The 13,814-nt window shown below is 61.5% G+C and carries 12 protein-coding genes; 5 read left to right on the top strand and 7 right to left on the bottom strand.

Annotation, left to right across the window (positions count from 1 at the left end):
* Nucleotides 1-23: 23 nt before the first annotated feature.
* Genes RlegSU303_RS23090 through RlegSU303_RS23070 form a run of 5 tightly spaced genes read right to left on the bottom strand, consistent with a single transcriptional unit; the run spans nucleotide 24 to nucleotide 5,362 of the window.
* Nucleotides 24-1,100, bottom strand: a complete 1,077-nt coding sequence (locus RlegSU303_RS23090; protein WP_131719783.1) for an ABC transporter ATP-binding protein — start codon at nucleotides 1,098-1,100, stop codon at nucleotides 24-26.
* A gap of 32 nt (nucleotides 1,101-1,132) precedes the next feature.
* Nucleotides 1,133-2,230 (bottom strand): Gfo/Idh/MocA family protein, encoded by a 1,098-nt coding sequence (locus RlegSU303_RS23085; RefSeq protein ID WP_205928075.1) that lies wholly within the window; start codon nucleotides 2,228-2,230, stop codon nucleotides 1,133-1,135.
* Nucleotides 2,230-3,117 (bottom strand): carbohydrate ABC transporter permease, encoded by an 888-nt coding sequence (locus RlegSU303_RS23080; protein WP_003544261.1) that lies wholly within the window; start codon nucleotides 3,115-3,117, stop codon nucleotides 2,230-2,232. The genes RlegSU303_RS23085 and RlegSU303_RS23080 overlap by 1 nt, the downstream gene beginning before the upstream one ends.
* Nucleotides 3,110-4,069, bottom strand: coding sequence for a carbohydrate ABC transporter permease (locus tag RlegSU303_RS23075; protein ID WP_017962699.1), 960 nt, complete (start codon nucleotides 4,067-4,069; stop codon nucleotides 3,110-3,112). The genes RlegSU303_RS23080 and RlegSU303_RS23075 overlap by 8 nt, the downstream gene beginning before the upstream one ends.
* A 6-nt stretch (nucleotides 4,070-4,075) precedes the next feature.
* Nucleotides 4,076-5,362, bottom strand: coding sequence for an ABC transporter substrate-binding protein (locus RlegSU303_RS23070; RefSeq protein WP_077977094.1), 1,287 nt, complete (start codon nucleotides 5,360-5,362; stop codon nucleotides 4,076-4,078).
* 197 nt (nucleotides 5,363-5,559) lie between these two features.
* Between RlegSU303_RS23070 and RlegSU303_RS23065 the strand changes: the two genes are divergently transcribed.
* From RlegSU303_RS23065 to RlegSU303_RS23045, 5 genes are all read left to right on the top strand, one after another.
* On the top strand, nucleotides 5,560-6,237 hold the full coding sequence (locus RlegSU303_RS23065; protein WP_131629969.1) for a TetR/AcrR family transcriptional regulator: 678 nt from the start codon (nucleotides 5,560-5,562) through the stop codon (nucleotides 6,235-6,237).
* A gap of 131 nt (nucleotides 6,238-6,368) precedes the next feature.
* Entirely contained in the window at nucleotides 6,369-7,517 is a 1,149-nt protein-coding gene (locus RlegSU303_RS23060; RefSeq protein WP_131629968.1) for a Gfo/Idh/MocA family protein, read from the top strand.
* A 3-nt stretch (nucleotides 7,518-7,520) separates the two neighbouring features.
* Nucleotides 7,521-8,684: a dihydrodipicolinate synthase family protein gene (locus RlegSU303_RS23055; RefSeq protein ID WP_131719785.1), complete on the top strand. Its 1,164-nt coding sequence runs from the start codon at nucleotides 7,521-7,523 to the stop codon at nucleotides 8,682-8,684.
* Between the two features lie 26 nt (nucleotides 8,685-8,710).
* The gene (locus RlegSU303_RS23050) at nucleotides 8,711-9,541 is read left to right on the top strand and encodes a sugar phosphate isomerase/epimerase family protein (RefSeq protein ID WP_131620971.1); all 831 of its coding nucleotides are present in this window, start codon (nucleotides 8,711-8,713) and stop codon (nucleotides 9,539-9,541) included.
* Nucleotides 9,542-9,582: 41 nt separating this feature from the next.
* Nucleotides 9,583-10,860, top strand: coding sequence for a Gfo/Idh/MocA family protein (locus RlegSU303_RS23045; protein ID WP_131629966.1), 1,278 nt, complete (start codon nucleotides 9,583-9,585; stop codon nucleotides 10,858-10,860).
* Nucleotides 10,861-10,949: 89 nt separating this feature from the next.
* On the opposite strand, the gene RlegSU303_RS23040 is transcribed toward RlegSU303_RS23045, so the two are convergent.
* Both RlegSU303_RS23040 and RlegSU303_RS23035 read right to left on the bottom strand, forming a co-directional pair.
* Complete coding sequence (locus tag RlegSU303_RS23040) at nucleotides 10,950-11,960, bottom strand: hydroxyacid dehydrogenase (protein ID WP_131629965.1); 1,011 nt, start codon at nucleotides 11,958-11,960, stop codon at nucleotides 10,950-10,952.
* Nucleotides 11,957-13,813 (bottom strand): DUF2264 domain-containing protein, encoded by a 1,857-nt coding sequence (locus RlegSU303_RS23035; protein ID WP_131707657.1) that lies wholly within the window; start codon nucleotides 13,811-13,813, stop codon nucleotides 11,957-11,959. The genes RlegSU303_RS23040 and RlegSU303_RS23035 overlap by 4 nt, the downstream gene beginning before the upstream one ends.
* Between the last annotated feature and the right edge of the window lies 1 nt (nucleotide 13,814).

Genomic DNA, 13,814 nt, shown 5'->3' with positions numbered 1-13,814 from the left:
TCGGCTGTCAAGCAGCCGCGCGCTTAGATCGTCTTGCCGGCCGCGTCGAAGACGTGGCAGCGGGCCGGATCGAAGGAAGCCTTCACATTGGCGCCGGGGTCCACCTTCTGCTGGCCGTCGAGTGCGACGGTCAGGAGCTGGTTATCCGGCGTCGTGGTATAGAGCATGGTAGCGCCGCCGAGGTTTTCAACGAGATCGACGTTGACGGTCGACAGTGTGATTGCGCCTTCGGCCAGCGAAAGATGTTCGGGGCGAATGCCGAAAGTGACCTCCTCCCCCGCCCCGCCTTTCAGGCGGCGCGGCAGGCGGACGGAATTGCCGCAGACATGAATGCTGGTTTCGGTCTCTCCGACCTGCTCGATGCGGGCCTTCAAAAAATTCATCTTCGGGCTGCCGATGAAACCGGCGACAAAGCGGTTGGCCGGGTTGTTGTAGAGATCGAGCGGGGCGCCGACCTGCTCGATACGACCGGAATTCAACACCACGATCTTGTCCGCCATCGTCATGGCTTCGACCTGGTCATGGGTGACATAGATCATCGTATTGCCGAGGCTGCGGTGCAGGCGGGAGATCTCGACGCGCATCTGCACGCGCAGTTCGGCATCGAGGTTCGACAGCGGCTCGTCGAACAGGAAGATCCGCGGCTCGCGCACGATGGCGCGGCCGATCGCGACGCGCTGGCGCTGGCCGCCGGAGAGCGCCTTCGGCTTGCGCTCCAGCAGCTTCTCGATCTGCAGAATCTCGGCGGCGCGCTTCACCTTCGGCTGAATATCGGCCTTCTTGTAACCCGCCGTCTCCAGGCCGAAGGCGAGGTTCTTGTAGACCGACATGTGGGGATAGAGCGCATAGGACTGGAAGACCATGGCGATGCCGCGCTTGGCAGGCGCCACCTCGTTCATGCGCTCGTTGTCGAGCAACAGCCCGCCGCCTGAGATCTCCTCGAGACCGGCGATCATGCGCAGCAGGGTGGATTTTCCACAGCCCGAGGGGCCGACGAAAACGACGAATTCGCCGGGATCGATCGTCAGGTCGATGCCATGGATCACATCCATCGCGCCGTAGCGCTTCTCGACCTTCTGAAGAACGACACTGGTTGCCATCTTCTCAAAACCCTCTCTTTTTATTTTACCGGTTACTTCGTTCTTGCGCGCCAATCGGCGTATTTCGGACTATCAGAACCCACCGGCAGCGGCACGTCGGCGCCGCTATCGGAAGACTGGTAGATGGCGGTGACGAGTTCCAGCGCGCGCCGGGCGTCCTTTGTCGTCACCGGCAGCGGCGCATGGCCGCTGAGGAAAGCGTGGAACTGGCCCATCTGGGTGGTGAAGCGCGGCGCGACCGGCTGCCAGTCGCCAACCACCCTGTCGATCTGCTGCTGCACGTCGTCGTTTGCGGCGATGATCTTCCAGGGGTCCTTGCCGGGTGTATAGGGCTCGTGACTGCTCTCGAAAGTGACATTCTCGAAGTGCAGCCTGAGCCGGCTGATCTGCTCCTGCGAACCAAGCGTGCAGGAAAGCGAGACAAAGGCGCCGCTTTCCATCAGCAGGCTGGCGGAGGCACAATCCTCGACCTCGATATCGTTGACGCGGGTGGCGACGCGGCCGAAGACCCTTGCCGCCGGCCCCATCAGATGCATCATCATGTCGTGCAGATGCAGCGCATGGGTGACGAGCACGCCGCCGAGCTCCGTCGCCCATTTGCCGCGCCAGGGCACGGCGTAATATTCCGGCTTGCGCAGCCAGAAGGTTTCGACCGAAGCGGTATAGGGCTTGCCGGCAATACCGGCGTCGATGATCCGCTTGGCCTTCTGAATGCCGTCGCCGTAACGGTACTGGAAAATCGGCATCAGTACGCCTTTGGCGGTCTTTTCCGCTTCCATGATGGTGTCGACGGCGGCAAGCGAGCCCGTCAGCGGCTTTTCGCAGACAACATGCTTGCCGGCGGCAAGCGCTGCGACCACCTGTTCCAGATGGATGCCGGGAGGGGTGCAGATATCGATGATGTCGATCGTGTCGTCGGCCAGCAGCTCCGCAAAAGAGGTGGTGCGCCGTTCGATGCCGAACTCGTCGCCGACCGCTGCCATGCGCTGCTCGTTCAGGTCGCAGATCGCCACGACCTTGAACTTGTCGGAATGCGGCAGGTAACCCTCGACGATATGGGAGCGGCCGATACCGCAGCCAATGATCGCGACCGTCCTGATGCTCATGTCGCTCTTTCCCGTCATCGCCATCAACGCTTCATGCCCGTCGTGGCGATGCCCTCGATCAGCAGGCGCTGGAAGAACAGGAAGAAGAAGAACACCGGCACGAGCGTCAGGGTCGACATGGCGAACAAACCGCCCCAATCCGATGCGCTGGTGGAATCCACGAAGGTGCGCAGGCCGAGCTGGATCGTATAGGTGTTCATGTCGTTCAGGTAGATCAGCGGGCCGAAGAAATCGTCCCAGGTCCAGATGAAGGAGAAGATGGCGGCCGTTGCCAGCACCGGCAGCGACAGCGGCAGCATGATCTTCCAGTAGATGCGCCAAGCGCTGCAGCCGTCCATCATCGCCGCCTCGTCCAATTCGCGCGGAATGCCGCGGAAGAACTGCACCATCAGGAAGATGAAGAAGGCATCGCTTGCCAGGAACTTCGGCACGACAAGCGGCAGGATGGTGTTGACCCAGCCGAGATCGAGAAAGAGCACATATTGCGGGATCAACGTCACGTGATAGGGGATCATCAACGTGCCGAGCATGATCGCGAACCAGAAATTCCGGCCGGCAAAACGCAGCCGCGCAAAGGCGAAAGCCGTCAGCGAACAGGCGATGACATTGCCGGTCACCACCAGCAGCGAGATGACCAGCGAATTCCAGAAGAACCGGCCGAAGCTGACATCGAGGCCGACCCAACCGCGCGCATAGGAGGAGAAATCGATCGACGAGGGAATGAGCGAGGTCGACGAGAAGATCTCGGTTTCCGGCCTGACCGATGCCGAAACCATCCATAACAGCGGATAGAGCATGAGGAGCGAAGCGGCGATCAGCAGGGCGTGGATGATGAGCGACGCCGGCAGGCTGCGTTTGGTGATGTCGGATGGCGGCCTGGCCGCAGTGACGGAAGCGGTCATCTCAGTCATCGTAGTGCACCCAATAACGCGAGGTCAGGAAGGAGAAGGCGGTGAAGATCGCGATGATCACCACCAGGATCCAGGCGAGCGCCGAGGCATAGCCCATGCGGAAATTGCCGAAGGCTTCCTGATAGAGGTAGAGCGTGTAGAACAGCGTCGAGTTGATCGGACCGCCGGTACCGCCGGAAATGATGAAGGCCGGCGTGAAGGCCTTGAAGGCATCGATCGTCTGGACGACGGCATTGAAAAAGATCACCGGCGTCAGAAGCGGCAGCGTGATCTTGTAGAATTGCCGGAACTTGGAGGCGCCGTCGAGGCTCGCGGCCTCATACATATCCTGCGGGATCTGGCGCAGGCCGGCCAGGAAAATAATCATCGGCGAGCCAAACTGCCAGACGGACAGCGCCACCAGAGTATAGATCGAATAGTTCGGATGCGAGATCCAGCTCGGACCTTCGATACCGAAATACGAAAGCGCGGCATTGACGAGGCCATCACTGGCGAAAAGCTGGCGCCAGAGCACGGCGATCGCCACGCTACCGCCCAGCAGTGACGGCAGATAGAAGATGGCACGATAGACCGACAGCCCGCGCAGGCCGCGGTTCAGCGCCATGGCGACCAGCAATGCGAAGGTCAGCTTGAACGGCACCGAGAAGACGACATAGGTCAGGGTGACATACATGGCGGCCGAGAATTTCGGATCCGCCGTGGCGATGCGCACGTAATTCGCCATTCCCACCCACCGCGGCGACTGAAGCATGTCGAAGTCGGTGAAGGAAAGGTAGAGCGAAATCAGGGCCGGCCCGAGCGTCAGCCCGAAAAAGCCGATGAGCCATGGAAGAAGGAAAAGATAGCCGGGAGCATTGGCATTCCAGAGACGCTTGAAGCGTCCTTCGGCCACGGCCCCCTGATATCTTTCCACATTGATGGCCCCTGCGGGCGTGCGCATCGCATTGCTCATACGGGATCAGCCTCGTGCGAGAATCTGCGTGATTTCAGCGACAAGCTGTTTGCCGCCGTCGGAAGGAGACAGCTGTCCGAAGCCGACCTGTTCGGCGATGTTGCGTAACATCAGATCAGCTTCACCGGCGCCGGCCGGCGGCGGCGGCGGCAATTTGCCGGCGAGATCGCCGAGGCCGCTGACATAGGCGAGCGCAACTTTGCCGTTCTCATCAAGCTTCGCCGCGACCACCTCGCGCATGGCTTTCGATTCCGGAATGCCGCGTTCGACATCCAGAAGCAGCGCTGCTTCGGGGTTCTTGACGAAGAAATTGACGTAGTCCACGGCCATATCTATGGCTTTCGACTGGGCGGAGACCGAGAAGAACATCGAAGGCTTGCGATAGTGGCCGCCCTTCGAATCCCCCTTGACGCGCATGTAGTTGGTCAGCGCCAGCTTGTCCTTGTTCATTGCCTGATAGCCTACGAACTGGTTGGAATGGGCAAAACCGGCGGCCGACTTGCCGAGCGAGACCGTGTTGGTTTCGATATCGTTCTTGTCGAGAGCCTGGATATCGGCGGGAACACAGGCGCCGGCCTCACGGAACTTGGCCCACATGTCGTACCATTCGGAGGCATCGTCCACGTCGAAGGCGATCTTGCCGTCTGCAGTATAAAGAGCCTTGCCGCGCTGACGCAGCCAGTTTTCGAACAGCGGTTCGCTGCCGCTGCCGTCGGCGATGCCGAACATGCCCTTGCGTTTTCCTGCCTTGGTGATCTCCGCACCCATACGGGCGAACTCTTCCCAGGTGGTCGCCTGGGTCGGCAGATCGACGCCGGCCTCCTTGAAGGCCGCGGTGTTCAGGACCGTGGCCGCCGAATTCGCGCCCAGGCTGACGCCATAGAGATGACCGTCGACGCTGCCGCCTTCGATCTGCGCCTTGTCGAAATCGTCGAGGTTGAGCTTGGCCGGCATATAGGATTCGAGCGGGGCGAGCGCGCCGCGCCGCGCATATTGGACGATATAGCGATAGTCCATCTGGATGACATCGGGCGCGTTGCGGCCAGCCACCTGGGTCGCAAGGCGCGGCCAGTAGTCGCCCCAGCCGAGGAATTCGCCGGTGATCGACGTGCCCGGCTTCTTCGACTGATAGAGCTGCGATACCTTGTTGGTGCGGTCGGCGCGCGGCTGCGAGCCCCACCACAGGAGACGCAGTCGCGTTTCCTGTGCCAAAGCGCTGGTTCCCAGCGCCGAGAGCGAGAGAAGCGTGGCGCCTCCCGCGACGAAATTACGTCTGCTTACACGGAATGTCATTTCTTTCCTCCTCTAAAGGGAAGCGCCTCCACACGCTTCCGAACCTAGTTACCCTTGCATAAATAACTAATTGGTTACAAGCTACGGGCAAAGCGGCGAGCGTGTCAAGCGGTGTCGCTCGCGGGGCTTTCAAATTCGGTTTTTACAATTTCGCACCGAAGGCTTATGAGCGCAACATGTGAGACGGAGGTGGAGAAATGAACGACAGCGGGGGGAATGGGGAAAAGAAAAGGTCTCGGCGCCCAGCCGCGGAACGGACGGCCCAACGCGATCCGGAGCGGACACGCGCTGCGATCCTCGACGCGGCAACCCGGGAATTCGCCGAGAACGGCATGGGCGGGGCTCGTGTCGACGCCATTGCCGAGCGCGCCGGCACCAACAAGCGCATGCTCTATCATTATTTCGGCGACAAGGAGCAGCTCTACCTCAGAGTGCTCGAAGAGGCCTATGTCGGCATCCGCACCGCCGAACGCGCGCTGCATATCGGCGACCGCAGCCCCGAGGAAGGCATCGGCGAACTGGCGCTCTTCACCTGGCGTTATTTCCTCCAACACCCGGAATTCCTCAGCCTGCTCGGCACGGAAAATATGCATCGGGCCCGCTGGCTGCGCCAGTCCGTCCGGCTCAAGGAACTGCATTCGCATCTGATCGGCGAGCTTTCGGACGTGCTCGAACGGGGAAAGAAGCAGGGGGTCTTCATCGAGACCGCCGATCCCCTGCATGTGTACCTGACGATCGCCTCGCTCGGTTATTTCTATCTGTCCAACCAATACACGCTGTCGACGATCTTTGGCCGCAACCTGATCGAGCCGACCCATCTCAATGCCTGGGAAAGACATATCGTCCACGTCACGCTCGCCTCGATCAAGCGCTGAATTTCTAAATTCGGATTTGACTATTGACAGCCGCGCCGCTCTTCTGCCATCAAGTAACTGTTTAGTTACCGGCTTGGGAGGGCCGGGCCAGGACGCCCGCTCCCGCCGCAAAAATCTGCTGGGAGGAAAACATGGCACGCTTGGGGATCATCTTGCACGGCGTTACAGGCCGCATGGGTTACAATCAGCACCTGGTGCGTTCTATCCTCGCCTTCCGCGACCAGGGCGGCATCACGCTGAAATCGGGTGAGAAACTCGAGATCGACCCGATCATCGTCGGCCGCAACGGCTCCAAGATGGAGGAGTTGGCGAAAAAGCATAACATCAAGCGCTGGTCGACCGATCTCGATGCCGCGCTCGCCAATCCCGACGACACGATCTTCTTCGACGCCGGCACGACGCTGATGCGCGCCGAACTTCTGTCCAAGGCGCTCGATGCCGGCAAGCATGTCTATTGCGAAAAGCCGATCTCCGACGACCTGCAGGTGGCACTCGACCTTGCCCGCAAGGCCCGCGCCTCCGGCCTCAAGCACGGCGTCGTGCAGGACAAACTCTTCCTGCCCGGCCTGCGCAAGCTGGCGCTGCTCAGGGACTCGGGCTTCTTCGGCAAGATCCTCTCGGTACGCGGCGAATTCGGCTACTGGGTTTTCGAAGGCGATTGGGGCGTGCCGGCCCAGCGCCCGTCCTGGAACTACCGCAAGGGCGACGGCGGTGGCATCATCCTCGACATGCTCTGCCACTGGCGCTACGTACTCGACAATCTGTTCGGCGAAGTCAAAGCCGTATCCTGCCTCGGTGCTACGCATATTCCGCGCCGCATCGACGAGCAGGGCAAGCCCTATGACTGCGACACCGACGATGCGGCCTATGCGACCTTCGAGCTCGAAGGCGGCGCGATTGCGCAGATCAATTCCTCCTGGGCCGTCCGCGTCCGCCGCGACGACCTCGTCACCTTCCAGGTCGACGGCACGCATGGTTCGGCCGTCGCCGGTCTGACGAAATGCTGGAGCCAGCACCGCGTCAACACGCCGAAGCCGGTCTGGAACCCGGACCAGCCGCAGACGATCGACTTCTACAAGACCTGGGACGAGGTTCCCGATACGCAGGCCTTCGACAACGGCTTCAAGGCACAGTGGGAAATGTTCATCCGCCATGTCGTCGAAGACGCACCGTGGCCCTATGGGCTGGAAGCCGGCGCCAAGGGTGTGCAGCTTGCTGAACTCGGCCTGAAATCCTGGGCCGAGCGCCGCTGGCTCGACGTTCCCGCACTGGAGTTCTAAGCCGTGACGACGATCAATCTCCCTCTTGACGGCAAGATCGTTCCCTACACGCTGACCGGCACGCCGATCGCGCTCGCCAAGCGTGACGCCAAGGCCTTTCCGCGCATCGCCTTTGCTGCCGCCCATGTCGTCGCCGATCCGCTCGCCAACAACGATCCGTGGCTGACGCCGGCGATCGATTGGGAGCGTACCCTCGCCTTCCGCCATCGGCTCTGGGATCTCGGCCTCGGCGTTGCCGAAGCGATGGATACGGCGCAGCGCGGCATGGGCCTCGGCTGGCCGGAAGCGCGCGACCTCATCCGCCGGGCGCTCAGTGAGGCTGCCGGCCGCAAGGACGCGCTGATCGCCTGCGGCGCCGGCACGGACCACCTGACGCCGGGACCCGACGTCACCGTCGACACGATCCTGAGGGCCTATGAGGAGCAGATCGAAACCGTGGAGGCGGCCGGCGGCCGCATCATCCTGATGGCCAGCCGGGCGCTTGCCGCGGCCGCCAAAGGGCCGGACGACTATATCCGCGTCTATGACCGGATCCTTCGCCAGGTCAAGGAACCCGTCATCATCCATTGGCTCGGCGAAATGTTCGACCCGGCGCTCGAGGGTTATTGGGGTACCGGTGATCATATCCAAGCCATGTCCACCTGCCTCGAGGTGATCGAGGCCCATGCCGAAAAGGTCGACGGCATCAAGATCTCGCTGCTCTCCAAGGAGAAGGAAGTGGCGATGCGCCGCCGGCTGCCGAAAGGCGTGCGCATGTATACCGGCGACGATTTCAACTATGCCGAACTGATCGCCGGCGACGAAGAGGGCCATTCCGACGCACTGCTCGGCATTTTCGACGCCATCGCTCCGGCTGCCTCGGCAGCCCTCGAAGCGCTCGGCCGCAAGAGCAACCATGAATTCTTCGACCTGCTGGAACCGACCGTGCCGCTGTCGCGCCACATCTTCAAGGCGCCGACCCGCTTCTACAAGACCGGCGTCGTCTTCCTCGCTTATCTCAACGGCCTGCAGGATCATTTCGTGATGGTCGGCGGCCAGCAGAGCACCCGCTCGCTGACGCATCTGTCCGAACTCTTCCGCCTGGCCGACAAGGCCCGGGTCCTGGCCGATCCCGAGCTTGCCGCAAGCCGCATGCGCCAGGTGCTCGCCGTCCACGGCGTGAACTGAAGCACGCGGAATGGGAGAAGAATGACATGCAGGTCGAAGGACTTTCGATCAATCTGGCGACGATCCGCGAGCAATGCGGCTTTGCCGAGGCCGTCGATATCTGCCTGAAACACGGCATCACCGCGATCGCCCCCTGGCGCGACCAGGTCGCCAAGGTCGGTCTCGACGAGGCGGTGCGTATCGTCAAGTCGAACGGCATCAAGCTGACCGGCCTTTGCCGCGGCGGCTTCTTCCCGGCGGCGAACGATGCCGACTGGCAGAAAAACCTCGACGACAATAGGCGGGCCATCGACGAGGCGGCAGCATTTTCAGCCGATTGCCTCGTGCTCGTCGTCGGCGGTCTGCCTGATAGTTCGAAGGACATCGTCGCCGCGCGCCGAATGGTGTTCGACGGCATTGCCGCCGTTTTGCCGCATGCGCAGGCTGCCGGCGTGAAGCTCGCCATCGAACCGCTGCATCCAATGTATGCCGCCGACCGTGCCTGCGTGAACACGCTCGGTCAGGCGCTCGACATGTGCGAACGGCTCGGCGAGGATGTCGGCGTTGCGGTCGATGTCTACCATGTCTGGTGGGATCCCGATCTTGCCAACCAGATCGCCCGCGCCGGCCGCATGAAACGCATCTTTGCCCATCACATCTGCGACTGGCTGGTGCCGACAAAGGACATGCTGCTCGACCGCGGCATGATGGGCGATGGTGTGATCGACCTCAAAGGCATAAGACGGATGGTGGAGGCCGCCGGTTTCTTCGGCGCCCAGGAGGTGGAGATCTTTTCGGCCGAAAACTGGTGGAAACGCCCGGCCGAGGAAGTGATCGCCACCTGCGTCGAGCGCTTCAAGAGCTGCTGCCAGGCCTGATTTCAGTATTTGTTTCATCACGCATGCAGGAGGATCATTCGATGGAGAAACGCCGTTTTGCCCTGATCGGTACGGGAAACCGCGGCACCACCATGTGGGGCAAGGATCTGCTTGCCGGCTGGCGCGAACATGTCGACCTGACCGCGATCGTCGAGAAGAATTCGCTGCGCGGCGAGCGCGCCCGCAACATGATCGGCAGCAATGCGCCGCTCTACGAAAACATCGATTCGATGCTTGCTGAGCAGAAGCCGGATCTCGTCATCGTCTGTACGCCCGACCATACGCATGACGATATCGTCGTGCGGGCGCTGGAGTCCGGCATCGATGTCATTACCGAAAAGCCAATGACGACCTCGGTCGAAAAGATTCGCCGGATTCTGGATGCCGAAAAGCGCACTGGTCGCCGGGTCGATGTGTCCTTCAACTATCGCTATGCGCCGACGGCTGCGAAGATCAAGGAATTGCTGAATGCCGGCGAGATCGGCCGGGTCACCTCAGTCGATTTTCATTGGTATCTGAACACCAAGCACGGTGCCGATTACTTCCGCCGCTGGCATGCCTATACGGAAAACTCCGGCAGCCTGTTCGTCCACAAGGCGACGCATCATTTCGACCTCCTGAACTGGTATCTCGACAGCGATCCCGAGGCCGTCACCTCCTTCGCCGACCTGCAGAATTACGGCCGCAAGGGCCCGTTCCGCGGCCCACGCTGCAAGCTCTGTCCGCACGCGAATGAATGCGACTACTATCTCGATCTCGAGGCCGATCCCTTCCTCGATTCACTCTACGAGGATCCCTCGAAGATCGACGGCTACTTCCGAGACGGCTGCGTCTTCCGCGAGGATATCGACATTCCCGATACGATGGTGGTGTCGCTTCGTTACCGCAACAACGTCCATGTCTCCTATTCGCTGAACACCTTCCAGCCGATCGAAGGCCATCACCTTGCCTTCAACGGCACCAAAGGGCGGATCGAGCTTCGCCAGTATGAGGCCCAGCCCTGGGAAGAGCCGAAGCAGGACACGATCCTCCTCATCCGCAATTTCCCTGATGGTAAGGAGGCAGTGGAGCGCATCGTCGTTCCGCATTTCACCGGCGGCCATTACGGCGGCGACGACCGGATGCGCAACATGATCTTCAAGCCCGATATGGAAGACAGGCTCGCCCAGCGCGCCGGTACGCGGGCGGGCGCCATGTCGGTGCTCTGCGGTATTGCCGCGCTGGAGAGCTCGCGCACCGGCAAGGTGGTCGATATTGCCGATCTCATGCCTGAACTTGCCAATGACGGTTCGCCACATTCGTTGAGGACGTCGCGCTGATACCCTTCGCTAGAGCGTTGTTTTACGCAATTCCGGACGCAAAACCGCTGCGCACTTTTGCTGGAATTGGCTAACCCGCTTGACGCGCCTCAGGCGATGTTTTCGAGGTTTGCCTGGTGGATCTGGTAGAGTAGCGGCTTGCCGGTCACGAAGCGCTCTATCTCATCCACGGCCATCTCGCCGAGGCGCGCCCGTTCCAGCCCGATGGCGCCGGCAATATGCGGTGTCAGAAAGACGTTCGGTAGATCGTAGAAAGCAGAATCTGCCTCCGGGATTTCCGGATCGGTGACATCGAGGACCGCGTCGATGCGACCGGTCTTGAGCGCTGAAAGCAGGGCGGCCTCATCGATGAGAATGCCGCGCGCCGTGTTGATGAGCGTCGCGCCGTCCTTCATCAGCGACAGCCTTCGCGCATCGATCATATGCTGCGTCGACGGCAGCGACGGCGCATGCAGGGAAACGATATCCGATTGCCGCATCAATTCGTCGAGATCGACCTTTTCTGTTCCCAGGCTGGCGGCCTCGGCGGCATCAAGCGTCGGATCGGAGAGCAGCAGTCTATAGTCGAAGGGTTTTAAGAGCTCGATCACGCGCCGGCCGATGCGCGAAGCGCCGACGATGCCGACAGCGCGGCGGTAGTTTCCGATCGCTTCGCGCTGCATCAAATGTGTCCGGTTGCGGTTTCGGTCGGCAACGTAGAGATCGCGGAAACGGAAGACGCGCTTGCCGGCGAAGATGATTGCCGCCAACGTGAATTCGGCCACCGGCACGGCGTTGGCCTCGGCCGAATGGCTGACCGGGATACCGGCTTCGAAGATGGCGTCGTCGATGACGCCTTTCACCGTGCCGGCCGCATGAACGATGAACTTGAGATGCGGCGCCGCGGCGGGAATTTCGGGCCCGACATAAGGCCCGCCCCAGCCGGTGATCAGGATTTCCGCCTCGGCCAGCAGACGTTTCGCACGCTCGTCGTCGAAGCGCTGCAGCGGCTTGGAATCCAGCAGGCGACCGATGCCGCTCAGCCGGCGCAGGACCTCATCCGACAGGACATGCTGCGTGCGCGACGGTTGCATGGCAAGGACAATAGCCGGCTGGCTCATGGCATTTGTCCGGGCGCTTCGATGGCGCTGACTGTCACGCCCTTTTCCCTCACCAAGGCCTCCAGCGCTGCAATCTCAGGCGCTTTCGGCGGTCTCGTCCAGGCAGACGAGCGGGCGGCGGGATCGTCAAGTGCCAGCACTGCCGTCACCAGGATGGTTTCACCGGCCGGAATCTGCCCGCGCAGCTGCGGCACCAGGGTTTTCGCGACGATCACATTGGTGTTGGGCATTGCCTTCTGGACGAGGCCCGAACGTTTGACCGAGGAGCCGAGATCGAGAATGCCGGTGAAATCGGCTTCGCCGACCGCATAGGCAACGCCAGCCGAAGCGGACAGCGTATCCAGCTCGAAATCCCGGCGGCCGATGGCAAATCCGCCTTCGGCAATCCGCAGCGGCCGGCTTGTCCTGATCCTATGGAGGCGGATATGCCAGGGTGCGGCGGGCACGAGCCAGGTTTCGACGTCGACATCGGCAAAAGGCGACCATTTCGCAAACAGCACCTCGCCTGCGATCTTGGCTTCCTCGTTCGTTTCGCGCACGCGGTAGTGCAGGCCGTCATCGCTAAAGGCAAGTGCTGAATCGAAGGCGGCAAGCGCAAAGGCACGCTCATCGGCCTCGACGCTGAAGCCGTAGCGGGCGGAATAGGCGAACTTCGCATATTTTTCCGTGCCGCACCGCATCTGCAGGTTTTCCTGGCCGGAAGACAGCGCCACGACATCGCCGCCCGCCCGCATGATCACCATGCCGGGATGACGCTGGGAGACGATGTCAGGTGCTTGCTCCGGCACTTTCTCCTTCGCCGTCCAGAATGGGTGATCCTCAGCGATCGCCAGCGGCAGGAAGGCCTTGAAGGCCCAGTAGGGTGAGCCGGCGGAATTGTAACTCTCCGACATCAGCAGGTTCGGATAGCCGAAACCGATCGACAGCACGCCGTCGCGATCGGTAATCGGCTTGTCCTTCCACCAGCGCAGATGCTGCAGGCAGAGATGCTTGACTTCGCCCCAGGGCAGAGCTTCGACATCGGCAAAGGCGAGCGCCGACCAGAAGCCGGCGCAGGCAAAGCGATAGGTCAGGCTGCGGCCGAAGGGGATCGTCGCCCCGTCAGCGGCAAACCAATGCCGGAAATCCCGGGCAAAGAGGACCGCGCGCTCGCGGTAGCGCTTTGCATAATCGTCGTCAACGAGCTTCGAATAGATCAGGCCATAGAAATGCATGGCGAAGGGAATGTAGTGGTCGATGCGGCGGACGTTTCCATCGCGATACCAGCCGTCGCCGATATAAAAACCTTCGAGCTCCTCGAGATATTGCCGCGTCAGGCTACGGTCGAAATCGGCGCCGAGACGATCGAGCGCGATATCGACGAAGATCCGGAAGAATTTCCAATTGTTGTCGGCATAGTCGAACTGCCTGACATGTTTGAAATAGGCGACGACATTGCCGCGGGCGCGCGCATCGAGCGGCTCCCAGATCTTTTCCGGCACCAGCGCCAGGGCAAAACCGAGAGCGGCAAGCTCGACCATCCGCTGATCGCGGCCATTGACCGTTCCCCAATATTCCGGATGGGCGGGATCAGTGCCGTTTGCGAGGCCTTCGGCAAAACGATGCCAGTGGGCGAAGTCGCCGTTGCCGGCGCCAAACGGCGCCAATCCCCAAAGAGGGCGGGCGAACCCTTCGAGATCGGCCGCCGCCCGGTCGAAATGGGCGCCGCCGCCATTGAGCGTGACGCGGGCATTGCCGTTCGAGAAACAGGGAAGCAGCGGATCGAAGAGCGCCAGCAGGGCGCGGCTCATATCGGCGCGGGTTTCCAGCGGATTGCCGGCAAGCGGGTTGGCGCTGGCAGGATCATAGGTCATC

This window comes from Rhizobium sp. SU303 (genome assembly GCF_021052345.1).
Classification (GTDB): domain Bacteria; phylum Pseudomonadota; class Alphaproteobacteria; order Rhizobiales; family Rhizobiaceae; genus Rhizobium; species Rhizobium laguerreae.
Note: the sequence above shows the minus strand (reverse complement) of the source record. Positions and strands in the feature narration are given on the sequence as shown.